The 22022-nt window shown below is 65.1% G+C and carries 23 protein-coding genes; 9 read left to right on the forward strand and 14 right to left on the reverse strand.

What is annotated here, in order from left to right; all coding sequences use genetic code 11:
* Positions 1–36 precede the first annotated feature (36 nt).
* From I2456_RS01275 to I2456_RS01295, 5 genes are all read right to left on the reverse strand, one after another.
* Positions 37–1248 carry an acyl-CoA dehydrogenase family protein gene (locus tag I2456_RS01275; protein WP_068030099.1) on the reverse strand — a complete coding sequence of 404 codons (1212 nt, stop codon included), beginning with the start codon at positions 1246–1248 and terminating at the stop codon, positions 37–39.
* 27 nt (positions 1249–1275) lie between these two features.
* Positions 1276–1887, reverse strand: coding sequence for a TetR/AcrR family transcriptional regulator (locus I2456_RS01280; protein WP_068030107.1), 612 nt, complete (start codon positions 1885–1887; stop codon positions 1276–1278).
* 69 nt (positions 1888–1956) lie between these two features.
* A complete protein-coding gene (locus I2456_RS01285) occupies positions 1957–2904 on the reverse strand; it encodes an NAD(P)/FAD-dependent oxidoreductase (protein WP_085073815.1) in 948 nt (315 codons plus the stop codon).
* Between the two features lie 13 nt (positions 2905–2917).
* On the reverse strand, positions 2918–4156 hold the full coding sequence (locus I2456_RS01290) for a GNAT family N-acetyltransferase (RefSeq protein ID WP_276052138.1): 1239 nt from the start codon (positions 4154–4156) through the stop codon (positions 2918–2920).
* Positions 4153–4722, reverse strand: a complete 570-nt coding sequence (locus I2456_RS01295; RefSeq protein WP_085073816.1) for a TetR/AcrR family transcriptional regulator — start codon at positions 4720–4722, stop codon at positions 4153–4155. The genes I2456_RS01290 and I2456_RS01295 overlap by 4 nt, the downstream gene beginning before the upstream one ends.
* Positions 4723–4830: 108 nt before the next feature.
* On the opposite strand from I2456_RS01295, the gene I2456_RS01300 reads away from it, so the two are divergent.
* Positions 4831–5742 carry an SDR family NAD(P)-dependent oxidoreductase gene (locus tag I2456_RS01300; protein ID WP_085073817.1) on the forward strand — a complete coding sequence of 304 codons (912 nt, stop codon included), beginning with the start codon at positions 4831–4833 and terminating at the stop codon, positions 5740–5742.
* A gap of 5 nt (positions 5743–5747) precedes the next feature.
* Here the strand turns inward: I2456_RS01300 and I2456_RS01305 are convergent, their stop codons facing one another.
* From I2456_RS01305 to I2456_RS01340, 8 genes are all read right to left on the reverse strand, one after another.
* Positions 5748–7370 carry an FAD-binding protein gene (locus I2456_RS01305; RefSeq protein ID WP_085073818.1) on the reverse strand — a complete coding sequence of 541 codons (1623 nt, stop codon included), beginning with the start codon at positions 7368–7370 and terminating at the stop codon, positions 5748–5750.
* Between the two features lie 90 nt (positions 7371–7460).
* Positions 7461–8225: a PP2C family protein-serine/threonine phosphatase gene (locus I2456_RS01310; RefSeq protein WP_085073819.1), complete on the reverse strand. Its 765-nt coding sequence runs from the start codon at positions 8223–8225 to the stop codon at positions 7461–7463.
* Positions 8226–8235: 10 nt separating this feature from the next.
* Positions 8236–9579: an aromatic ring-hydroxylating oxygenase subunit alpha gene (locus tag I2456_RS01315; protein ID WP_085073820.1), complete on the reverse strand. Its 1344-nt coding sequence runs from the start codon at positions 9577–9579 to the stop codon at positions 8236–8238.
* 9 nt (positions 9580–9588) lie between these two features.
* Positions 9589–11355, reverse strand: a complete 1767-nt coding sequence (locus I2456_RS01320) for an N-acyl-D-amino-acid deacylase family protein (protein WP_085073821.1) — start codon at positions 11353–11355, stop codon at positions 9589–9591.
* Between the two features lie 134 nt (positions 11356–11489).
* A complete protein-coding gene (locus tag I2456_RS01325) occupies positions 11490–11906 on the reverse strand; it encodes an ATP-binding protein (protein ID WP_241007839.1) in 417 nt (138 codons plus the stop codon).
* 81 nt (positions 11907–11987) lie between these two features.
* Positions 11988–12365 (reverse strand): STAS domain-containing protein, encoded by a 378-nt coding sequence (locus tag I2456_RS01330; RefSeq protein ID WP_068030126.1) that lies wholly within the window; start codon positions 12363–12365, stop codon positions 11988–11990.
* Between the two features lie 243 nt (positions 12366–12608).
* Positions 12609–13904: an acyltransferase family protein gene (locus I2456_RS01335; RefSeq protein ID WP_276052159.1), complete on the reverse strand. Its 1296-nt coding sequence runs from the start codon at positions 13902–13904 to the stop codon at positions 12609–12611.
* A 56-nt stretch (positions 13905–13960) separates the two neighbouring features.
* The gene (locus tag I2456_RS01340) at positions 13961–14932 is read right to left on the reverse strand and encodes a GlxA family transcriptional regulator (RefSeq protein ID WP_085073824.1); all 972 of its coding nucleotides are present in this window, start codon (positions 14930–14932) and stop codon (positions 13961–13963) included.
* A 73-nt stretch (positions 14933–15005) separates the two neighbouring features.
* Here I2456_RS01340 and I2456_RS01345 point away from each other — a divergent pair, with 73 nt between their 5' ends.
* On the forward strand, positions 15006–15662 hold the full coding sequence (locus I2456_RS01345) for a DJ-1/PfpI family protein (protein WP_085073825.1): 657 nt from the start codon (positions 15006–15008) through the stop codon (positions 15660–15662).
* Complete coding sequence (locus I2456_RS01350) at positions 15663–15974, forward strand: hypothetical protein (RefSeq protein WP_085073826.1); 312 nt, start codon at positions 15663–15665, stop codon at positions 15972–15974. It abuts the gene before it with no gap.
* A 7-nt stretch (positions 15975–15981) separates the two neighbouring features.
* Here the strand turns inward: I2456_RS01350 and I2456_RS01355 are convergent, their stop codons facing one another.
* Positions 15982–16284, reverse strand: a complete 303-nt coding sequence (locus I2456_RS01355) for a hypothetical protein (protein WP_308494542.1) — start codon at positions 16282–16284, stop codon at positions 15982–15984.
* Positions 16285–16554: 270 nt separating this feature from the next.
* On the opposite strand from I2456_RS01355, the gene I2456_RS01360 reads away from it, so the two are divergent.
* The 6 genes from I2456_RS01360 to I2456_RS01385 all read left to right on the forward strand — a co-directional run bounded on the left by I2456_RS01360 (position 16555) and on the right by I2456_RS01385 (position 22010).
* Positions 16555–17676 carry a catalase family peroxidase gene (locus I2456_RS01360; RefSeq protein WP_241007840.1) on the forward strand — a complete coding sequence of 374 codons (1122 nt, stop codon included), beginning with the start codon at positions 16555–16557 and terminating at the stop codon, positions 17674–17676.
* Between the two features lie 62 nt (positions 17677–17738).
* The gene (locus I2456_RS01365) at positions 17739–18251 is read left to right on the forward strand and encodes a cytochrome b (RefSeq protein ID WP_068030715.1); all 513 of its coding nucleotides are present in this window, start codon (positions 17739–17741) and stop codon (positions 18249–18251) included.
* A 2-nt stretch (positions 18252–18253) separates the two neighbouring features.
* Positions 18254–18874: a cysteine hydrolase family protein gene (locus I2456_RS01370; protein WP_085073925.1), complete on the forward strand. Its 621-nt coding sequence runs from the start codon at positions 18254–18256 to the stop codon at positions 18872–18874.
* A 56-nt stretch (positions 18875–18930) separates the two neighbouring features.
* Positions 18931–19980, forward strand: coding sequence for an ABC transporter permease (locus tag I2456_RS01375; RefSeq protein WP_085073827.1), 1050 nt, complete (start codon positions 18931–18933; stop codon positions 19978–19980).
* 3 nt (positions 19981–19983) lie between these two features.
* The gene (locus tag I2456_RS01380) at positions 19984–20976 is read left to right on the forward strand and encodes an ABC transporter ATP-binding protein (RefSeq protein ID WP_068030143.1); all 993 of its coding nucleotides are present in this window, start codon (positions 19984–19986) and stop codon (positions 20974–20976) included.
* A 140-nt stretch (positions 20977–21116) separates the two neighbouring features.
* Positions 21117–22010: a fructose bisphosphate aldolase gene (locus I2456_RS01385; protein ID WP_085073926.1), complete on the forward strand. Its 894-nt coding sequence runs from the start codon at positions 21117–21119 to the stop codon at positions 22008–22010.
* The last annotated feature ends 12 nt before the right edge of the window (positions 22011–22022 follow it).

The raw sequence follows: 22022 nt of genomic DNA on the forward strand, positions 1-22022 counted from the left end.
CAGCTCACATGGCCGGCGCCGCTAGGACGGCCCGCTTCAGCGGATCTGCAGACCGGTCACGGCGCGGGAGATCACCAAGCGCTGAATCTCACTGGTCCCCTCGAAGATGGTGAAGATCTTCGCATCGCGGTGCATCCGCTCGACGGGGTAGTCGCGGGTGTAGCCGTTGCCGCCCAATATCTGGATAGCCTCGTCGGTGACGTAGACCGCGGTCTCGCTGGCCACGAGTTTGGCCATCGAACCCTCGGCGGAGTCGAAGTTCTGATTGTTGCGCGCCATCCAACCGGCCCGCCACACGAGCAATCGCGCCGCGTCGATCCGGCTCTTCATGTCAGCCAGTTTGAACGCCACGGCCTGGAACTCACCGATCTTGCGGCCGAATTGCTCACGCTGGCAGGCGTAATCGAGCGCATACTCGTATGCCGCGCGGGCCACCCCGACGGCCATCGCACCTACTGTCGGCCGGGTGCGTTCGAAGGTCTTCATCGCCGCTTGACTCCGTGCCGAGGCGCCCGACTTGACCCGGGCGATGCGCTCCTCGAACTTCGCCCGGCCACCGAGGATCGCGTCTTCGGGCAGCCGGACGTTGTCAAGCACCACCTCGGCAGTGTGCGAGGCGCGGATGCCGTGCTTCTTGAACTTCTGCCCCTGGGCCAAACCTTTCGTGCCAGGCGGGATTACGAACGTTGCCTGACCGCGCGTGCCCAGTTCCGGATACACGGATGCGACCACGATGTGAACGTTGGCGATACCGCCATTGGTCGCCCAGGTCTTGGTGCCGTTGAGCACCCATTCCCCGGCGGCCTCGTCATAGCGGGCTCGAGTGCGGATCGCGCCGACGTCCGAACCGGCGTCGGGCTCCGACGAGCAGAACGCGCCGAGCTTGGGGTCACCGGGCGTACCGAACATCTCGGGCAGCCACTGGCCCAGCTGTTCGGGAGTTCCGTTGCCCGCCAAGGCCGCCGCCGCCAGCCCGGTGCCCATGATGGACAGCGCGATACCAGCGTCGCCCCAGAACATCTCCTCGAACGCGGTGAGCATCCCCAGGCCCGTCGGCTCGGCCGCTTGCTGTGCGAAGAAGTCGGGGGAGTACAGCCCGACCTTCGCCGCTTCCTGAATGACCGGCCACGGAGTTTCTTCTCGCTCGTCCCATTCGGCCGCGGCGGGGCGAATGACGTCGGCGGCGAACTCGTGCACCCAGTCGCGGACCTCGATTACGTCGTCGCTCAATTGCATTGAAAAAGTCATCGTTTCACTCCTGGATCAGGTTGTCGTTCAGGGGTTTCGGGGGATTGCGTACTGATCGAGCACGCTGAGTGTCTGCATCACCCACGCCTCGAAGTAGCGGTCGTCATCGATGTTTCCGGGGGAGCGGCCGGTCAGGGCCTGCAGCGTGGCGGCGTAGGACAGCGACCCGATCGCCACCGCGGCGGCTGCCTCCGGGTCCGGGATGTTGGTGCGGCCGGAGCGGTTCAGCCTGGCCAACTCGTCGGCGAACCGCTGATAGGCGTTGTCGGTGATGACCTGCCACGTCTTCTCATCGAGGTCACCGAGCTGGTCGGGCTCGCGCAGCATGACTTTCAGGAGGTCCTCGCTTTGCTTGAAGTTGTTCCAGATGAGCTGGCCGGCGGTGCGCACTGCATCCTCCACGCTGGCCGGTTGGCCGGCGTCATACTGCTCCCGCGCGTCCACGATGCTGTTCATCCGGTGCGCCACCGCGGCTTCCAGCAGGTCTCTCTTGGACGCGAAGTGCTTGTAAAGCGCCCCGGAACCCGGCGCAAGACCCGACGCGCGCTGGATGTCCGCCACAGACGTCGCTCCGTATCCCTTGTCGGCGAACAGCTTGAGCGCTGCAGCCAACAACCGGTCACGGCCCGACTGTTGCATGGTGAGAGAGTACTCACTCACTCCGGCGGGCCACTAGGGGTTTGTTGCCCGAATCACTTCGCGGATCGGCTAGCTGAGAAGCAACTCGCTGGCCAGCTCGTCGTTGAGCGCTGACCTGGCGAGCAGTTCCCCGAGCAGCGGACCGAATTTCATGAGATTGCTGCCGACGAACGCGACCACCCTGCCGCGTTGCGCAACCGTCCAGCCGTCACCGCCGCTATCCAGCCATGGGGCCCGGACCGTGACGCAGTCGACCTGGCTTACCGGTGTCAGCGACGGGAACAGCGCACGTACGGTGTCGGCGTCGGGTACCTCCTGGCCGAACGCCCAGCGGCCGGTGCTCCCCAACGGCAAGCCGTAGCCCTCGGGTGCGGACAGGCATGCGGCGCCCACCGCGTCGGCACCTTCATAGGTGAACCGCGTGTGCGGACCGAAGTCGATATCGAGCGGGCCGAACAGGGCCGGTGTCTGCACACCGGCGCAAACCAGGACGCGGTCCCCCTGGAGGACAGTCCCGTCGGCGAAGTTCACCGAGCCGTCGTCGGCGAGCCCCACCGCTTCGCCACGGTGAATGTCGACGCGGCGCGCCAAGGCGTTCAGCGCGCGCCGAATGCGCAGGCTGCCGCCCAGCGGGTCGAGCATTCCGGTGTCCCACGGCGCGGCGACAAAGGGAATTCGCGACTTGATGTCGGCGCGGTCAAGCCAGGAAAATGCGGCGTCCGCAGCCGTCATTGCCGCAGCGGTATCCTCTTGGTCACCGGCGGCGATGAAGCCCTCCGCGCCCAGTAATCGCCCCACCCCCAGCTCGGTTTCCCAGCGCTGCCAGCCCGCACGAGCCCGCATAGCCAGGTCGCACAGCGCCGGACGTTGGTGGGCAATGCGAAAGATCCGCGCGAGTCCGACGGATTGTTCGGAGAACGGCTCACCGCGTTCGACGACGATCGCCCGCTCTCCGCGCCGCAACAGTTCGTAGGCCGTTGCCAGCCCACATATTCCGGCGCCGATGATGATGATCACGTTCGGCCCCGCGCTAGAAGTAGAAGCCTGCGTGCGGGGCCTGCGTTACAGCGAATAGCTGATCGGCCACGGCCACTGCGGCTGGATCCGCTGGCCTGGCCAATCCGCCGAGCGTGAGACCGCGCCAGGTGGCACCGCCAAGCAGCACGGCGGCGAGGCCCTCGGCGCCGATGTGTAGATCAGCGCGTCGGCCACTTGGTTCGGCGCCGTCATTGGTGATGGTGAAGGTGGCCGAATTGTGTTGCAGCACTGGGTCGGCGACGGCGATGGTGACCGCACCTTCGCCCGCATATCGGCGTGCGGTCAGTGCCTGGTGGGCGTCGACGACTCGCAGCCATGTTTCGTCGTGCACCGCGGTCACCCGCGCGGCCCGCCGGTCGGCGAGCAGCCAGGGCAACGGGTCGTCGACCGGTAGCGACCAGAACACCACACGGTCGATGAGATCCAGCCCGAACAGGAAACGCATGAGTCCCAGATAAGCGGGGACCGAGGGCGCGAAGAAGTCCTCGACCACGATGGTGCGTTGTTCGCTGACGAACCACCGGTCGGTGTCGATGGGACGGTACCTGGCAAATCCGCACTCCGATCCCGGCGTCCCGCATACCGCGATGTATGAAGGTTCCGAGGAAGATTCGGTGCGCAGTCGCCGGCTCTGCCACCAAACGCGCGGGCGGTCGATGGTGCCCGGTCGGGCGGGCCGGTGTTCGGCATAGATTCGCGGCAGCACGTCCCACGCTTCCGGCGAGTCAAGGAGGCGCACGGTCTCGCCAGCCGCGGCGCCCGGTCGCAGCTTCGTCCGCGCGGTCTGCACCTCTACACTCTGCGACGAACTGGCCACGCCGTAGCCGTACCGCTCGTAGATTGTCGCTTCCGACGCGCGCAGCGTCGCGACCACTTCCCCCCGGGCGGCGATGTCGTGGAGCTGGTGGCGTATCAACGCGGTCGCGATGCCGCGCCGGGTGAACGACGGCAGCACGCCGATGTGCGTGACGCCGGCATGGCCGACAACCGTTCCTCCGGGCAGAGTCAGGCCTCCGGTGGTGGCGTCGGCGGTGCCCACAAGCTGCCCGTCGATGAAGGCGCCAAGGGTCCGGCCGGGCTCCAGCATCGTGGTGATCTGGCCAGGTGTCAGGTTCGACATCGGCGGAAGCCCGATCATGGCGACGCGGAAGACATTCGCCGCCGCGACCAGTTCGCGTTCGGAATCCAGAACGCGGACGTCCAGGGTCACGCCGCTGTCCAGGTCGGTCATTTTGCCTTCCCGCGCAAGCCGTCCAAGGCGATGTCGGTCGTTCTCGCCGCCAACTCCGGTTTGTAGGTTTGCATGGCTTGGCAACCGACCAAGAGCGTTTTGACGTCGGTGGCCGTGAGGTCCGGCCGGGCCGCGCCCGCTTGCTGGGCCGCGCGCAGCAGTTCGGCGAGCAATTCCCTGAACTCCTCTTCGGCCTGCGGCGCCGCGGTGCTGATCTCGATTCCGACTCCCGCGAGAGCCTCGACCAGCCCGCGGTCACCGGCTCCCCAATGCAACACCATGTTGCGAAAGAAAGTGAACAGTGCTTCGCCGGGCCGCTCCGATCTGAGCAGGGCGTACCCGTCGTCGATGAGATGACGCATCCGGTCGGCAATCACGGCTTGGAACAGTGCGTCTTTGGTAGGGAAGTGCCGATAGACAGTGCCGGCGCCAACCCCGGCGCGTCTGGCGATCTCGTCGATCGGCACGGCTAACCCGTCGGCGGCGAACGTCTGATAGGCGACCTCCAGCACGCGGGCGCGGTTACGGGCGGCGTCGGCCCGCACCGGCCGCTCGCTTTGCGCCACGTCACACCTCCGATTCCACCGCAGCCGTTGCTAAGCGGGGCGCGCGTTCCGTATAGTCGACTCAACCGGAGCGTTCGCCCCGTTTAAGTCATCTTAGAGGAGCCTCTCATGGTCAACTGGACAACAGACGATATTCCCGACCAGACCGGTCGTACCGCCGTCATCACCGGCGCCAACACCGGTCTGGGCTTCGCGACCGCCGCCGCACTAGCCGCCCGGGGCGCGCAGGTCGTGCTGGCCGTGCGCAACCTCGACAAGGGGAAGCAGGCAGCGGCGCGGATCACCGCCGCGAATCCCGGCGCCGACGTGGAACTGCAGGAATTGGACCTGACGTCACTGGACTCGGTGCGGGCGGCGGCGGCACAGTTGCGGGCACAGCACGACCGCATCGACCTGTTGATCAACAACGCCGGGGTGATGTGGACACCCAAGGCGACTACTGCGGATGGTTTCGAATTGCAGTTCGGCACAAACCATCTGGGCCACTTCGCGTTGACCGGGCTACTGCTGGACCGGTTGTTGCCCGTTGCCGGTTCACGGGTGGTCACCGTCAGCAGTCTCGGCCACCGCATCCGCGCCGCGATCCATTTCGAGGACCTGCAGTGGGAGCGCAGTTACAACCGGGTCGGCGCCTACGGGCAAGCCAAGCTGGCTAATCTGCTGTTCACCTATGAGCTGCAGCGTCGGCTGGTCTCGCACGTCACCACCATCGCGGTGGCCGCCCATCCGGGTGGCTCCAAGACCGAGTTGACCCGCAACCTGCCCCGGCCGCTCGCGGCGGCCACCGCCCTGCTGGAACCGTTGATGCAAGACGCCGGGATGGGCGCGTTACCGCAGTTGCGCGCTGCCACCGATCCTGGTGTGCTCGGTGGCCAGTACTTCGGTCCCGACGGCATCGGCGAGGTGCGGGGTTACCCCAAAGTTGTTGCGTCCAGTGCGCAATCCCACGATGCGCGGCTGCAGCAGCGGCTATGGCAGGTGTCCGAGGACCTGACGGGCGTGACCTATCCGCTGGACTGAAACTCTCAGCCGGCGATGTGGTCAACCGATCTCGTTGTGGCGGCGCACTTTCCGGCGCGGCGGCCAGAAAAGACGCAATCGGCCAGGGACAGCCCACTGACGTAGGAATTGGAGCAGACGCCGACCGCCGTACGCCCCGCGCTGAACAAGCCGGGAATCGGTCGGCCGGCTTGATCGAGCACCGCACCGCTGCCTTCGTCGACTCGAATACCGCCGAGGGTGAGCATGGGCGTGGGATTGATCAAACTGGGCCGCACCGAAATGTTGAGCAGCGTGTACGGCGGCCGGCTGACAGGGCGCACGAACTCCCTCGGTTTCCCGGCGGGATCCGGTGCGCCCGAGTGGAACGCATCGTTGTGTGCCGCGACCGTGGCTACCAAACCGTCGGGATCGACGCCGGCGGCACGCGCGACGGCCGCCAGAGAGGGCCCCCGCACCGAGTCGGCAACCATCAGCGCGGTCGACTGGGCCCGCTGAAACCATAACGGCTGCTTGATCAGTTGGCGCCGCGCCTCCTTCATCAGCGCAGCGTCGGCCAGGATCCAACCCTTGCCGTCGTGTTGACGCACCATGGCTTGGCCGACGGCTGCGCCGTAACGGGTTTCGTCGATGACGCGGCGCCCGCGTTGGTCGACGATGATGGCGCTGAGAAACGCACTCGGTGGAGTGATGAAGCGCCAGGCCGATACGTTGTCCATCCGCTCCGCCACGGCACCTACGCTCTGAGCCAACGCGATTCCGCTTCCGTCGTCACCACTGGTTCCCAGCTGCAGCCCGCCGGAGTACTGCGGCGCATACCGTTGTATCCACTCGCTGTTCGCAATGAAGCCACCCGCGCACAGCACGACCGCGCGCCGCGCCTCGACTCGCACCGGCCGCGCGTAGCGTCGCTCGAGGTGTCGGAGGCGCCGCTCCAAAGCGCCCCGCAGAGGTGGGTAGTAGATGCCCGGCTTGGCGGACAGTTGCGCCATCGCGGCGTACCGCCGGCGTACGCGAGGCGGCGCGTAATGCATGGTCATCGCTTCGACTCCGGTCACTCGACCGGTTGCATCTTGGATGAGCTTGGTCGCGGTCGTGTGGGGGTGTAGCCGAACCCCTTGTGCCAGAGCGGATTCGGCTAGCGGTGCGTACAGCTGCTTGCCGGAGGTGCCCTTGCCCTTGACGCGATGGCCCCGCTGGACCGGCGGGGTGTGCCGGCGAAAAGCGCCGGCGTTTTCACTGCCTGAGTGATACAGGTAGTAGCGATTGTTGGGAAACGACGTCTTGTACGGACACAGCGTGGCGTCGAACGGCACGCCGTGGTGACGCAGCCAGGTGATCATCTCCGGGCTGCTGCGGACGAACGACTCGAGCGTTTGTGGGCTGACCGCGTCACCGACCTCCAGGCGCAGATACGTCAGCATCTGCTCGGCGGTGTCGACAACACCCGCTTGTTTCTGGATGGTCGTACCAGCGCCGGCGTAGATGATCCCGCCGGAAAGGGTCGTCGCACCACCGCCGTTGGCTCGGTCTATCGCAATGACGTCCGCACCGTGTTCGCGCGCGGTGATGGCCGCGCAGGCCCCTGCGGCACCGAATCCGACGACCACCACATCGGCGGATGCGGCGAAGTTGGTGTCCCTTGCCATGTATCACCCCAATCGTTGCCCGCGCGAGGAACTGTAACACGTTCTAGTTACGTTCTCGCCAGGTCGGAAGGCCTAACTTGGTAAGACGGACTACATATCGTCGTCGGTGGCGTCGCGGATGACGTCGATCACGACGGCGGTGATGTTGTCCGGTCCACCCGCCTGGTTTGCCGCTTCGATCAGCGCTGCGCAGGCGTCCTCCGGTGCGTCGTGTTGAGTCAACAGCTGCGCCAGAGTTGGTTCGTCGACGGGTCCGTAGAGGCCGTCGCTGCACAACAGGATGCGGTCGCCGGTTTCCAAGTCCACCGCGGCGGCGTCCGGTGCTGCGCGCGGGTACATCGCCACATGTCGGCTCAGGGTGTTGCGTGCCGGGTGCCGGGCTGCATCCTCGGGTTTGACCGCATTCGCGTCGATCAGGTCTTGCAGCACGGTGTGGTCGCGGGTCAGGCGCTGCAGTCGTTGGTCGCGGCACAGGTAGGCGCGGCTGTCACCAAGGTGGGCAACCAGAGCGCGCTCGCCGGCGATGACGACCGCCACCACCGTGGTGGTGGCCCCGGCAACACGCTCGTCGGTGGTGCTGTAGTCGCGAAAGTGATCGGAGAACTCGGCGACGGCACGGCCCAGCAACTCGGGCGCCTCGGTGCTGTTCAGATCGGCCGGCTTCAGGTGACGCGCAACATAACTGGGCAGCAACTCGACCGTCAGGTGAGCGGCCAGCGCACCATCGGTACTGCACGCCACGCCATCGGCGACAATGAACAATTGTTGATCGGGGTCAGCGCCCCAGCGGTCTTGGTTGGTGGACCGATAGCGGCCGATGTCGCTGCGGCCGGCATAGCGCACCGCGGCGGTCACGGCCGCCTCGTCACTGTTGGGCGCACGCGTCGCCGCCGGTCATCCGTTCGGATTCCGGTAGGTCGAGGTAGCGCTCCAAGTTGCGATGCATGTTGATCACGCGTCGCTCTTCGCTGGACAACACCAGGTGAGTGAATCCGGGTTGGCGTAGGCCACGCTGCAATCCTGGCAAGATCTGGATGTCTTGGGTAAGCACCACGCCGGGTTCAGCGTCCGCCGCAGCCATGCGAACGTCAGTGGGCTTGGTGTGTGGCGCGCCGGGGGCCATCCGGGTCATCAGGAACATCACCATCTCGCCGTGGTCGGGGTCAACGCCCGGCCGTGAGCACATGATGGTCAAATGGTCGGCGTTGGTCAAGAACGTCATGTTGGGAAAGACGTTGTACTGGTGCAGCCGCGTGATGCGGTCGGTGTCGGCCCAGTCCAGGTCGACCCCACGGCTGGCGGCGAACGCCCGGGTATGGTCGGCGATCACGTCTTGAACCGTCTGTCCGGGCAGCCGCTTGTCGGCCGGAAACGGCGTGCCGGCAGCGGCGCCCATCAACGCGCCTTGGGTGTAAACGTAAGCGTCCCACACGTCTTGGTCGGTCAGTGTGCCGTCGAAGCGTGGGCTGGGCACGCCATAGGGTTGATCGGATTTGCCGGTGTGACCCCAGATACGTTGTGGGGCGTGGACGTCGTCGACACAGCGCAGCAGTTCTGGATGCAGCGTCTGAATGTGGTAGGTCTCGCTGTAGCCGTCGGCGATCGTCTTCCAGTTGGCCTCGACCGCCACGGTCAAAGTGGCATAGCACCGGAAATCTTCCAGGCGGCACCAGGCGATGTCTTCGGGTATCGCCTCGAGGTACTCGGTGAGCGGCATCGCCTCGGGGTCGAGATTGACGAACACCATGCCGGCCCATACGTCGACGTGCACCGGTAGCAACGGGAAGTCCGACATGCGCAGGGCGCCGAAGCCTTTGCGGTCGGGCACCCGCTTGAGGTCTCCGGCTAGAGTCCACGTCCACCCGTGGTAGCCGCATTTGAGTTCTCGCAGTCCCGAGCCAGATCCGACGCACAACGAGTTTCCGCGATGGCGGCAGGCATTCTGGAACGCTCGCAGCATTCCGTCGTCGCCTCGGACGATCAGCACGGCGTATGGGCCGCAACGGTATTCGAAGTAGTCACCCGGTTCGTTGACGTGGTCGACCATGCAGGCCAGCTGCCACACCCGCGGCCACATGCGCTCGGCTTCGAGCCGGGCGAACTCCGCTGAGTAATACCGTGCGGCCGGTACCAGGGTCGGGGTGGCGGGTGGAGTGCCGATCGCGTCCTCGTCGCGGGCCCGGGCCGGGTTTCCGGAGGCCAGCTTCATGGCCCGGCCTTAACGCGCGCCGCGGACTAGGCGGCCCGGCCGCGCTCCGGTGTCGGCGTCGTTGCGTCGAGTCACCGTCCCGCTGACAACTGTGGCCCGGTAACCGCTCGCGCCCTGCAGAATTCGGCGGCCCCCGGCCGGCAGGTCATACGCCATTGCTGCGGGATGCAAGGTGAGCGCCGCCATGTCGATGACGTTGAGGTCGGCCTTCTTACCGACTTCGATGGTGCCGCGATCCGTGAGACCGAACAGGTGGGCCGTATCTCGCGCCTGCTTGCGGATGACGTACTCGAGCGAGAGTTTCGCGCCGCGGTGGCGGTCTCGCGCCCAATGCGTCAACAGGAAGGTGGGATACGAAGCGTCGCAGATCATTCCGCAGTGCGCGCCACCGTCGGACAGTCCGAGCACCCCGGCCGGGTGCATCATCATCTCGCGAATGGCGTCGTGATTGCCGTCGGCGTAGTTGTACAGCGGCAGCATCAGCATGGCGCTGGTGTCCGACTCGAGCATCAAGTCGTACAGCGTGGCCAGCGGGTCGGCACCGCGGGCTCGGGCGATGGCGGCGACCGTGCGGTCGGGCGTGGGTTCGTAGTCGGGCGGGTCGCCGAGTGCGTAGAGGCGCTCGAGCGAATGCTGAACGAAAACCCCCATGCCGTCGAACAGAATTGACGGGTCGATGGGCAGGTCGTCTTCGGACAAGATTGCCGCCTTGACCGCCGGGTCGGCCAGGCGCTGCGCCAATTCCTCCCGGCTGCATTCGGCCTTGAGTCTGCGGTAGGTGGGCCGGTGGGTGAAGGCGTGATGCCCTTGAAATCCGATCATCATGCCGAACGGGCGCGCGGCGATCTGGGGGTGCAGGCGGCTGCCCGACTCGTGGGCGGCGGCCGAGACGTCCAACTGCTCGCGCCACAGGTTCGGGTCGGCGTCGACCTGGATCAACGCAAACGACAGTGGGCGGTCGATTTCACGGCTTAGCCGCCGCATCCATTCGAGTTCTTTCTTGGGGCCGACGATGTCCTCTCCGGCGGCGCCTTGCGGAGCAAGTTCGAACACCGCCTGCCCACCGGCGGCCATCGCGCGGCCGAGGCCGAACAGTTCTTCTTCGGCGGCGAACGTGCCGGGCACGGGTTCTCCGTCCATTGCGCGATGGGCAATGGTTCGCGACGTGGAGAAACCGAGCGCGCCGGCTTCGATCGCTTCGGTCACCAGTCGGCCCATGGCGGCGATGTCGTCGGCGGTGGCGGGCTCGTTGCGGGCACCGCGCTCACCCATCGCGTACGCGCGCACCGCGCCGTGGGCGATCTGGCTGCCCACATCGATGGCGAATTTCTGGTTGGCGATCATGTCGAGATACTGCGGATAGGTCTCCCAGCCCCACGTGATGCCCTCGGTGAGGGCGGTGCCGGGGATGTCCTCGACGCCTTCCATCAGCTTGATCAGCCAGTCCTCCCGGCCCGGGCGTACCGGCGCGAAACCCACTCCACAGTTGCCGGTGATCACCGTCGTCACCCCGTGACCGCTGGACGGTTCGAGCAAGCTGTCCCAGCTCACCTGTCCGTCGTAGTGGGTGTGGATGTCGACGAAGCCGGGCGCGACCACCTGGCCGGTGGCGTCGATGGTCTCGACAGCAGCCGCCGTTTCCAGCCCACCCGCGTCGTCGGTTCCCCTGCGCACGACGTCGACGATCTTGCCGTCCTTGACGCCGATGTCGGCCCGATACCGCTGCGCACCGGTGCCGTCGACGACCGTGCCTCCGATAATCTTCAGATCGAACACGAGCCCGCTCTCCGTCCCCGTCTCGGTCGCCCTACTGCGGCGTGACCGGCGAATCCCGGGGTACGGCGGGGCGCGAACCTGGATTGAACGGTGATTACGCTACGCCCAGGAGCGTAAATTCTGAAGGCTTCGGATCAAGCGGTCGTTCGAGACCCCGTCAAGTGCGTCCACCGCAGCGTCACGTGCGTTCCCTGTGGCGTGCGGTCGATGATCGCTTCATCGGCAAGTGCCCGCATCAGTGGGATGCCCCGTCCCCGGATCTGGAACTGCCGGTCGGGAGTCGTCTCCGGGACGCTCGGGCGCCAACATCCTCGGTCGGTGATCATGACGATCAGGGTGTCCGACTCGGCGTGGTAGTCCGCGCTGAAGTCCATCGTCCCGCGCTGCGCGTGCTCGACATAGGCGAATTCCGCGGCGTTGGCCAATGCTTCGCTGACGGCCAGCAGCAGGTCGCTGAACCGTTCGGCGCCCAAGGTGAAGTGCCGATCAAGCCAGCTGCGGAACTCAACTCGGGCTTGGGTCGCGCTGTGCGCATCTGCGGCAACTCGCATCCGAACGAAGCGGGTTCGGTCATCGATGTGAGATGCCATATGCAGGCTGGTGAAAAAGCGTCCTGTCGTCTTATTCGTCGATCACGCGCCGTTGACACCGCTGAGCGCGGTGTCCAGCGTCCGATAGAGCGGGAACACACTATCGATTCCCATGAGCTTGATCGGCCGGCTGGTCGCCGGACCGTCCGCGACGACCGCGAAGCGAGTGGGCGGTACGACCTCCGACTGCGCCGCGACCAGGACTGTCATTCCCGCCGAAGCCAAGAACTCCACCTTTGACAGGTCAACGATCAGGGCTGCGGGCTTGGCGGCCAGGGCGCTACTGATGGCCTCGGCGAGCTGCGGCGCGCTGAGCATGTCCACTTCACCGGAGACGGCGAGTACGGCCGCCCCATCTGCCTGGTAATTCCCGACTTCGAAAGCCGTCCGATCGACCGGATCACCGGATTTTTCGACCATGCTGCATCTCACATCTGTCCCTCGGGGACACCGCTCTTCTCGATATCCACTCTGACCCGGCGGCTGTTGATTCAACCCTGCCGAACGCACTCGCCTGTAACGCGACTTACTGCCATTTGTGGGCAGTGAAGTGGAGGCGCAGCGACACACCGTTGCGGGCTAGTTTAAGGCACGTAGGTAAGTGAGCACGCACCCGTGGTCGGCGGGGCGGGTTCAAGTCGCGTCGCTTGCCGCCCCGGGCCGTCAGGTCAGCGGCTCGTCCTGCTGAGCGGACGTCAGGACCCTAGCCGAGACCAGAGCAGCCAGCATCATGGCCACGCAGACGAGACCGTCGTCCTTGAGGCCCCACTTCACGGCGGCGAGGATGGAAGCTCCCGCCACACTGAGTAGCACCCCCACGACCGCCGCCCGCCGGCCCGAGGCGACGGTGACCGCGCCGTCCCAACCCGGTAGCGGGTTGTTTTCCAGCGGCCGCAGCACCAGGAATTGAACCGCCACCACGGCAACCATGATCAAAAGCTGCATGAGGGTGATCAGCATGAAGTGCGACTGCCCGGGATAGCGCGGAATGCCGAGGTAGTCGAAGGCCAGGTGCACGGCCAGCAGGGCTGGCATATGCCACAGGTACAGGGTCATCGCTCCGGAGTTGCCGATAGCCGTCAGCCACCACACCCGCGGCCGCTGTGCCCACCGGCGGATCGCCGGCGCGGCCGCTATCGCCACCGCACTGAGCACGATGGCGTGCCCCGCCAGCAACAGCGACGGTGGCGTCATGTTGGGCAGCCGTTGGCCTTCGATACCCACCAGGCTCAACTCGTACGGCCCCCAGCGCAGTAAGGCGACGTTGAAGAGCAGCATTGCCACCGCCGTCAGAAGTGCGGTGCGGCCGTTGAGCAGGTTGCGCCGGTACGCGACACCGAACATGCCGGGGATGAGCCACACGGCGAGGTTGACATAGCCGAGGGGCGCCGCTGCCGGCCAGTGCAGTCGAACGGCGTCGACGACGGCGACTGCTCCGTACACGGCGACGACCCCCGCGGCCAGGTGCCTCGTCGTGGTGATGTGCCAAAGGACGGGCATGGCTGCCAGCACCAGGACGTAGGCGCCGAGAAACCACAGCAACTGGATACTGATTCCGGCGATGGGCTCGTAAATATGTTGCGGTAGTACCGGATACAACATGGTCAACGCGACCGCCCAGAATCCGAGGTAGTAGAACACCGGCCGGAACAGCCGGGTGCAGCGGTTCATCAACCAGCTGCCCCACGTGCTGTCCGAACGCCAAGACGTCACACAGGCTGCGGCACCGGCGAAGAAGAACAACGGCATGATCTGGAAGATCCAGGTCAAAGCCTGGAAAGCGGTCGAGGTGGTCAGCAGGTTGTCCCAGATGAGCACGTCGTTGCGGATGACGCTGGTCGCCATCACGGTATGGCCTACCACCACGCCGACCAGAGCTGTGATGCGGATGACGTCGATGGCCCGGTCCCGGTCGGCCGGCGTGCGCACGGCCAATTCGTCTGGGCTGGGAAAGCGCAGGGAAGATGTCACGCTCAAAGCATCACTGCCCGGCACAGCTTCACACTTGAGTAGTTCTACCCGCGTCCGCTGAGTAGTTTCGCCGCGCCGGCTCTGCCATGGAACGCGTTGCGGTAGTTCTGCGGTGCGACCCCAGTCACTCGCCGGAACTGCTCACGAAAGTTTGCACTCGATGCGAAACCGACTCTGCCAGCAATGTTTTCGATGGAACTGTCGGTTGACTCCAGTAGCTCCTGCGCATGGCGGATCCGCACTCTGTTCACCCACTGCATGGGAGTCTGCTTGGTCTGGGCCTTGAAGCGTCGGTTGAGGGTACGAACACTGGTCGAGGCGTGGCGAGCTATGTCGGCCAGAGTGAGCGGTAGCTGGGAGTTGCCCTCGATCCAGGTAAGTAGGGCCTCGAGTTCACCGCCGCACTCGCCACGATCAGGGGCGATGAACTGCGCTTGGTCACCGGTGCGATGGCGCGCGGTCACGGCCAGTCGCGCGGCGTCGGCGGCTACGGCCGTCCCATAGTCCGTCGCCACCATGTGCAGGCAGAGGTCCAGACCTGCCGACGCTCCGGCCGACGTCAGGACCGAGCCTTCGTCGACGTAGATCGCATTGGCGTCGAGGCGGACCGCGGGGTAGGCGGTGGCGAACAGTTCCGCCGCCAACCAGTGGGTGGTCGCGCGCTTGCCGTCCAAGATCCCGGCGGCGGCGAGCGTGAAGGCACCGGTGCAAATGGAAGCGATGCGAATCCTGTTGTGAAGCGCGGACTTCAGGGTAAGGACGATGTCCTCGCGGACTGGTGCGGTGACGTCACGGCGACCCGGCACGATGATGGTGTCCGCGCCGGCCACCGCGTCCAAGCCGAAGTCAGTGGCGATGCGCATCGGCCCCGACGCTACGACGGGCTCACAGCCACACACCCGGACTTGGTAGCCGGGATGGCCGCCGGGGAGGCGGACACGGCCGAAGACCTCGATTGCGATGGCCAAGTCGAACGCGATGACGTCCGGCTCGGCCAGGATCGCGACCGAATGCATTTTGGCAATATACCGGTAAGTTATGGCGATCTGGCCACTGGTCTGTTGACCAGATTTTGATGACCATGACGGAATGCATGCCCAGCTTGTGTTGTATGACGGGTTCGATCCCCTCGACGTCATCGCTCCATTCGAAGTGCTCGCCGCGGGCAGCGACCGCATGGCGGCCGAGTTGACCGTGACGCTGGTGTCAGCCGAAGGCCCCCGCGCAGTCACCGCTGGCACACGAGGTCTGGCGTTGACCGCGACCGCTGCCCTGGATCCGACGAAACCCGGGTGGGTCATCGTGCCGGGCGCCAGCGGGCCCATCGCCGGGGACCCGGATGACGGCATCCAGACCATCCCGGTGCTGCTGGCCAAGGCAGCAGAAACTGAGCTCACCCCGTTGCTGCGCAACGCATTTGAGCACCCGCAAGTCACCGTTGCGGCCGTGTGCGGGGGATCTGTGATCATGGCCATGTCGGGCCTCATCGAAGGGCGTCACGCGGTGACTCATCACTTGGGCATGGATCTGTTGGAGGCAGCAGGCGTGCAACCGGTGGCGGCCCGAGTGGTCGATGATGGCGACTTGATCACCGCGGGAGGCGTGACGTCCGGTCTTGACTTGGCGTTGCACCTACTTGACCGCTGGTACGGACCGCGAATCGCGCACGCCGTCGAGAGACTCTTCGAGTACGAGCGGCGCGGCACCGTCTGGCGCGCGGCGGGAACACCGCCCGTGGAGGCATGAATGCGCATCGAGGGCGAGTGGGAGATCGCCATCAAAACCCCGATCGGCACGCTAACGGTGGAATACGTCTTCGACCGGCACAGTGGGGCGCTGGCCGGCCGCGCCACCTGTCGGGGCGAAACTGTTGTGCTGCAAGATATTACGAGCGGAGCTGGCGCCGATGGCACGCGACTTCGCTGGCGGCAATCGGTGACCAAGCCCATGCGACTGAACCTGGCTTTCGACGTCGTCGTCGAGGGTGACGTCATGACCGGACATTCACGCGCCGGCCGACTTCCCCGATCGGTGGTTACCGGACACCGCCGGGTCTAACGGTCGGCTACGGTGCGGTCTGCTGGGCGAGGTTCAAAAACACGTACGCGATGCAGAACAGGAAGTTGAGCACGACAAGCACTAACCCGGCGAACAACAGCGAGAGGGTGCCGCGGCGACGCAATCGCTTGATTCTTGCGGCCCGTTTCTCCATGTTGATGTGCGTGGCGATCAAAGCGAAATTGACGTCCGTCAGTTCACCGTCCGCGGGCGGTGAACCCGCAGCCAGATGTTGCAGGCGCCTGGGCGGAATATCGACGCCGACGCGGGCGAAGCGGCGGCATAATCGCCGCGCCTGCCGCCGCCCCAAGACTGGGCCCCGCATCTGCAATTGATGCGCTTGCCTTTTTCGTTCATCGCCCCACGGGTTGGACGAGGTCGTCACAACGGGGAGTCTAGATCGCTTTCGTCATCAAAAGGAGACCTTCTTGCAATGTCATGTCTGCGAATATCCCTATATCGCCTAACTAATTCTGACTGAGATGCGCTGTCCTGGACGGCGGTACAGACTTGAACGGATTCGCGTGCCGCCTCGTGGTGCCGGTTGGGCATGGTCGCTGCTTAAGTAAGGACGGTGGGTATGGAGACCGATCATCGCGACGACGTACCGAACGCTCGCGGCGGCGCCGAGTATCTGCGGGGCGCGCTGACCCGTCGAGGTGCGTTGTGGGGACTGGGCGCGCTGGCGGGTATTGCCGCGGTCGACGTGGGCGGGTTCGCTTACGCCGGCGGGTGGTTGCGGCCGGACGCCCTGACCCCTGATAGGTTCGCCGACAGGTTCGAGGAAGTCTACGGCCGCCACGATGGCTTCCGTCGCAACCACGCCAAAGGACTCAGTGCCACAGGCACTTTCACCAGTACCGGAGCGGGCGCGGCCATCTGCCGAGCGGCCGTCTTTCGACCGGGAACCGTCCCGGTGACCGGTCGCTTCTCGTTGGGCGGCGGTTTGCCGGACCAGCCCGACAAGCTCGACACGGTAAGAGGTTTGGGGCTGGTGTTTGCCGTCGCCGGCCAGCAGTGGCGTACCGCCATGATCAACATTCCGGTGTTCACGGACAGCACCCCGCAAGGGTTTTACGAACGGCTGCTGGCCAGCAAACCCCGGCCGGACACCGGCAAGGCCGACCCGCAAGCCATGGCGGCCTTCCTGCAGCGCCACCCCGAAACCGCTGCGGCGATGAAGATCATCAAACAATCACCACCGACTGCGGGCTTCGCCGACAGTGCTTACTACGGACTGAACGCTTTCCACTTCACCAACGACGCCGGCACCACCGTAGCGGTGCGTTGGTCGCTCGTGCCCCAAGGCGCCGGCGAACCCACCCGAGGCGCCTCTTCCGTCGCAGGCAAAGACTTCCTCTTCGACGACTTGATCCGGGCGGTGTCGCAACGGCCACTGAGCTGGCGGCTCATGCTCACCGTGGGCGAACCGGGTGATCCGACCAACGACGCCACCAAACCTTGGCCGCCAGCACGGCGGACCATCGACGCCGGCACCGTCACGATCACCGCCGTGCACACCGAGCAAGCCGGCAACGCGCGCGATGTCAACTTCGACCCGCTGGTGTTGCCGGACGGCATCACCGTCTCCGACGACCCGTTGCCGCCGGCACGCTCGGCTGTCTATGCGCGTTCGTTCACTCGCCGCGCCGAAGAGCCCAAGGCGCCCAGCGAGGTCAACGTCACCGCGGTGACGCTGTGACCAACACAACCGCCACCGCCGCGCCGCGCTTTGCGGTCCCATCCCGGGTACTGCACTGGCTGATGGCGCCGATGGTCATCGCTCAGTTGTTCATCGGCGTCACCATGGTCGCCTCGCTGAGCTACTACCCGCTGCTGTTGGCCATCCACCGACCGTTGGGTCTGCTGATCCTGATCTTCGCCGGGATACGGCTGGCCAATCGGCTCACCCGCAGGCTGCCACCGTTCCCGCCGACAATGGGACCCGCTGAACGGCGGATCGCCTCCTGGTCGGAATACCTGCTGTACGGCTTGCTTTTCGTCCAGCCGCTGACCGGATGGGCGATGCTGTCGGCGGCGAGGGTTCCCATCACCATGGTCGGGCCATTCCGGCTGCCGCCGATCGCCCCGCACAACATCGATGTCTACGGGGTGCTGCGCTTCTGCCACGGCCTTTTCGGATATCTGCTGTTTGTGGCTTTCACCGCTCACGTCCTCGCGGTCCTCTTCCATACGCTAGTTCTGCGCGACCGGCTTATCGACCGTATGGCCGTGTGGCCGACCAAAGCGGCATCCCGACAACCGGACGAGGTATGACCATGGCGTATCACAAGGACCTGACTGGTCTTGTCGTGATCGATCCGTACAACGACTTCATTTCCGAAGGCGGCAAAGTATGGGATCGCCTCAAAGGGGTTGCAGAAGCCAACCAGTGCATTCCGCATATGCGGCAGGTTGTCGACTGCGCGCGAACCGCCGGCATTCGTGTCTTCTACGCGCTGCACCGCCGCTACCGGCCCGGTGATTATGAGACCTGGAAGTACATCGCGCCGATACAGAAAGCGGCATGGTCTCGACGAACTTTCGCTTACGGAACGTGGGGCGGGGAGATCCGCGCCGAATTCGCGCCCCAACCAGGGGACGTCGTCGCCGACGAACACTGGTGTTCCAGCGGGTTCGCCAATACCGATCTGGACCTACAACTCAAGAGACACGGCATTCATCAACTCATCGTGATCGGCCTGATCGCCCATACCTGCGTAGAATCCACTGTCCGGTTCGGGGCTGAACTCGGTTATGAGGTTGTGGTGGTCAAGGATGCCGTGGCCAGCTATTCGGATCGGGAAATGACGGCAGCCCTCGAGGTCAATATGCCCAACTACGCCACCGCCATTGTGAGCACAAATGAGCTCGTGGCTGATATCGCTGCGGCGGGCTAGCTAACCGATCGCCGACAACCCGCCAGATGGCCGCGCGCCATTGGTAGGTTCTGGTAATGCTCTTTGCGGCCCTGCGCGACATGCAATGGCGAAAGCGCCGCTTGGTGATCGCCATCGTCAGCACCGGGCTGATCTTCGGTATGACCCTGGTACTGACCGGTCTGGCGAACGGCTTTCGGGTCGAGGCTCGTGACACCATCGATTCGATGGGCGTCGACGCGTTCGTGGTCAAAACGGGCGCCGCCGGTCCGTTCTTGGGCTCCACCCCTTTTGCCGACGTCGACTTCGCGCGAGTGGCCGCTTCGCCCGGAGTCGGGGCAGCAGCCCCGTTGGGCTGCGTCGGCACGATCATGAAGGACGGCACGTCGGGACGCAACATCACCGCCTTCGGTGCCCCCGAACGTGGGCCCGGCATGCCGCAGGTATCAGCGGGCAGGGCACCGTCGCGCCCCGATGAGGTTGCGGTTTCCAGCACGCTGCGACGCCACATCGGCGACACGATCCAGATCGGGGTGCACACCTTGCGCATCGTGGGCATAGTGCCGAACTCGACTGCGCTGGCCAAGATTCCCAATGTCTTCCTGACCACACAGGGACTGCAAGACGTCTCATACAACGGGCAGCCGATGGTCACCTCGATCGGGATCGTCGGAACCGCTCAACGGCTTCCCGACGGCTACCAGACGTACGACCGAACCGGCGCGGTCAACGACTTGTTGCGTCCGCTGAAGGTGGCGGTCAACTCGATTTCTGTTGTGGCCGTGCTGTTGTGGATCGTGGCGGCGCTGATCGTCGGATCGGTGGTGTACCTATCCGCGCTCGAGCGGCTGCGGGACTTCGCGGTATTCAAGGCCATCGGCACACCGACGCGATCCATCATGGCCGGGTTGGCGCTGCAGGCGCTGGTGGTGTCGCTGTTCGCCGCGCTGGTGGGAATGGTCCTTTCCAAACTGCTGGCGCCGCTGTTTCCGATGATCGTCGCAGTGCCGCTCACTGCCTACCTGGCGCTGCCTGGAGTCGCCATCGTCATCGGTCTGGTGGCCAGCCTTGCCGGCCTGCGCCGCGTAATGGCCGTCGATCCGGCCCTGGCGTTCGGAGGTCCGTAACCGGTGGGCGATCTCAGCATCCAGAACCTGGTGGTCGAGTACTACAGCGGCGGATACGCCCTTCGCCCCATCAACGGGCTGAGCCTCGACGTGGAAGCGGGTTCCTTGGTAATCCTGCTCGGCCCCAGTGGATGCGGGAAGACCACGCTGTTGTCCTGCCTCGGCGGCATTCTGCGGCCGAAGTCCGGGGCGATCAAATTCGAAGACGTCGACATCACCACCCTCGAGGGAGCCGCGCTGGCGAAATACCGGCGCGACAAGGTCGGCATCGTTTTTCAAGCGTTCAATCTGGTGCCGAGTCTCACCGCGCTGGAGAACGTGATGGTGCCGCTGCGTTCGGCCGGGTGGTCGCGCGCGGCGGCCCGCAAGCGTGCCGAGGAATTGCTCGAGCGGGTCAACTTGACTGAGCGGATGAAACATCGGCCCGGTGATCTCAGCGGCGGCCAGCAGCAGCGGGTGGCGGTGGCTCGCGCGATTGCGTTGGATCCGCCGTTGATCCTGGCCGACGAACCGACCGCCCATCTCGACTTCATCCAGGTCGAGGAGGTGGTGCGGCTGATTCGCGAATTGGCCAACGGGAACCGGGTCGTCGTGGTCGCTACCCACGACAGCCGGATGCTGCCGATGGCCGATCGCGTCGTCGAGTTGACGCCCGACTTCGCCGAGACCAATCGGCCACCGGACACCGTGCACTTGAAGGCCGGCGAAGTGTTGTTCGAGCAGAGCACGATGGGTGAGCTGATCTACGTGGTGACCGACGGTGAATTCGAGCTGGTGCGCGAATTGGCCGACGGCGGTGAGGAATTGATCAAGGTCGCCACCCCCGGGGACTACTTCGGCGAAATGGGGGTGCTGTTCCATATGCCACGCTCAGCGACCGCCCGTGCCCGCACCGACGCGACAGTGATGGGCTACACCGCGCAGGCCTTCCGTGAGCGGCTGGGCATGGGAGGCATGCGCGATCTGATCGAGCACCGAGAGTTGGCCAGCGATTGATCGATCGACAGCGCGGATCCAACGCTCGGCCCCGAGGGGTTGCCGCCGGTCATTGCGGGTACCGCCGCATATGATCGGCACAAATCGGGCTCATACGTGTGCCATCCGACCAGTGAGATAACCACGAGGAAGTGGAGAAGATGCCGAACGAGCAGCAAGCGGACCGGATGTCGTCGGGCAAGGGATTCGTCGCGGCGCTCGACCAAAGCGGCGGGTCGACGCCCAAGGCGTTGCGCCTGTACGGCATCGAAGAGGACGCGTATTCCTCGGAGAAGGAGATGTTCGACCTCATCCACGAGATGCGCTCGCGGATCATCACATCGCCGGTCTTCACCGGTGACCGGGTGCTGGCGGCAATCCTGTTCGAACAGACCATGGACCGCGAGATCGCGGGCCAGCCGTCGACCACTTACCTGTGGGAGACCAAAGGCGTGGTGCCCATCCTCAAGATCGACAAGGGTCTCGCCGAGGCATCCGACGACGTTCAACTGATGAAGCCGATGCCGGGACTCGACGAGCTGCTGAAGCGCGCGGTGAGCAAGGGCGTCTTCGGAACCAAGGAGCGGTCGGTGATCGGCGGCGCCAACCAGGACGGCATTGCCGCCATAGTCGCCCAGCAATTCGAAGTGGCGCACCAAGTGTTGTCGCACGGTCTGGTTCCGATCATCGAACCAGAAGTGACCATCTCCATCTCGGACAAGGCACAGGCCGAGGAGATGCTGCGCGATGAGATCACCAAGCAGCTGGAAACGGTGCCCGACGGGCAGCGGGTGATGCTCAAGCTGACCCTGCCGACCGAGGTCAACCACTACCGTCCGTTCGTCGACCATCCGAAGGTCATGCGGGTGCTCGCCCTCTCCGGTGGTTACTCCCGCGAGGAAGCCAATGAGTTGCTGGCGAAGAACACCGGAGTGGTAGCCAGCTTCAGCCGCGCGTTGACCGAGGGCCTTTCGGTCGATCAGTCAGACGCGCAGTTCAATGCCACGCTGGATCAAGCGATTCAGTCGATCTACGACGCCTCGGTCGCCGGCTGAGTCACCGCAGCG

The sequence above is a fragment of the Mycobacterium kubicae genome, assembly GCF_015689175.1.
Classification (GTDB): Bacteria; Actinomycetota; Actinomycetes; order Mycobacteriales; family Mycobacteriaceae; genus Mycobacterium; species Mycobacterium kubicae.

Excerpts from the sequence above, each read along its gene's own strand:
- I2456_RS01315 (WP_085073820.1), bottom strand. The coding sequence starts at position 9,579 with ATGAAGCTGGCCTCCGGAAACCCGGCCCGGGCCCGCGACGAGGACGCG.
- I2456_RS01385 (WP_085073926.1), top strand. The coding sequence starts at position 21,117 with ATGCCGAACGAGCAGCAAGCGGACCGGATGTCGTCGGGCAAGGGATTC.
- I2456_RS01360 (WP_241007840.1), top strand. The coding sequence starts at position 16,555 with ATGGAGACCGATCATCGCGACGACGTACCGAACGCTCGCGGCGGCGCC.
- I2456_RS01340 (WP_085073824.1), bottom strand. The coding sequence starts at position 14,932 with ATGCATTCGGTCGCGATCCTGGCCGAGCCGGACGTCATCGCGTTCGAC.
- I2456_RS01305 (WP_085073818.1), bottom strand. The coding sequence starts at position 7,370 with ATGGCAAGGGACACCAACTTCGCCGCATCCGCCGATGTGGTGGTCGTC.
- I2456_RS01275 (WP_068030099.1), bottom strand. The coding sequence starts at position 1,248 with ATGACTTTTTCAATGCAATTGAGCGACGACGTAATCGAGGTCCGCGAC.
- I2456_RS01300 (WP_085073817.1), top strand. The coding sequence starts at position 4,831 with ATGGTCAACTGGACAACAGACGATATTCCCGACCAGACCGGTCGTACC.
- I2456_RS01325 (WP_241007839.1), bottom strand. The coding sequence starts at position 11,906 with ATGCGAGTTGCCGCAGATGCGCACAGCGCGACCCAAGCCCGAGTTGAG.
- I2456_RS01370 (WP_085073925.1), top strand. The coding sequence starts at position 18,254 with ATGGCGTATCACAAGGACCTGACTGGTCTTGTCGTGATCGATCCGTAC.
- I2456_RS01290 (WP_276052138.1), bottom strand. The coding sequence starts at position 4,156 with ATGACCGACCTGGACAGCGGCGTGACCCTGGACGTCCGCGTTCTGGAT.
- I2456_RS01280 (WP_068030107.1), bottom strand. The coding sequence starts at position 1,887 with ATGCAACAGTCGGGCCGTGACCGGTTGTTGGCTGCAGCGCTCAAGCTG.
- I2456_RS01365 (WP_068030715.1), top strand. The coding sequence starts at position 17,739 with ATGGCGCCGATGGTCATCGCTCAGTTGTTCATCGGCGTCACCATGGTC.
- I2456_RS01375 (WP_085073827.1), top strand. The coding sequence starts at position 18,931 with ATGCTCTTTGCGGCCCTGCGCGACATGCAATGGCGAAAGCGCCGCTTG.
- I2456_RS01350 (WP_085073826.1), top strand. The coding sequence starts at position 15,663 with ATGCGCATCGAGGGCGAGTGGGAGATCGCCATCAAAACCCCGATCGGC.
- I2456_RS01330 (WP_068030126.1), bottom strand. The coding sequence starts at position 12,365 with ATGGTCGAAAAATCCGGTGATCCGGTCGATCGGACGGCTTTCGAAGTC.
- I2456_RS01345 (WP_085073825.1), top strand. The coding sequence starts at position 15,006 with ATGCATGCCCAGCTTGTGTTGTATGACGGGTTCGATCCCCTCGACGTC.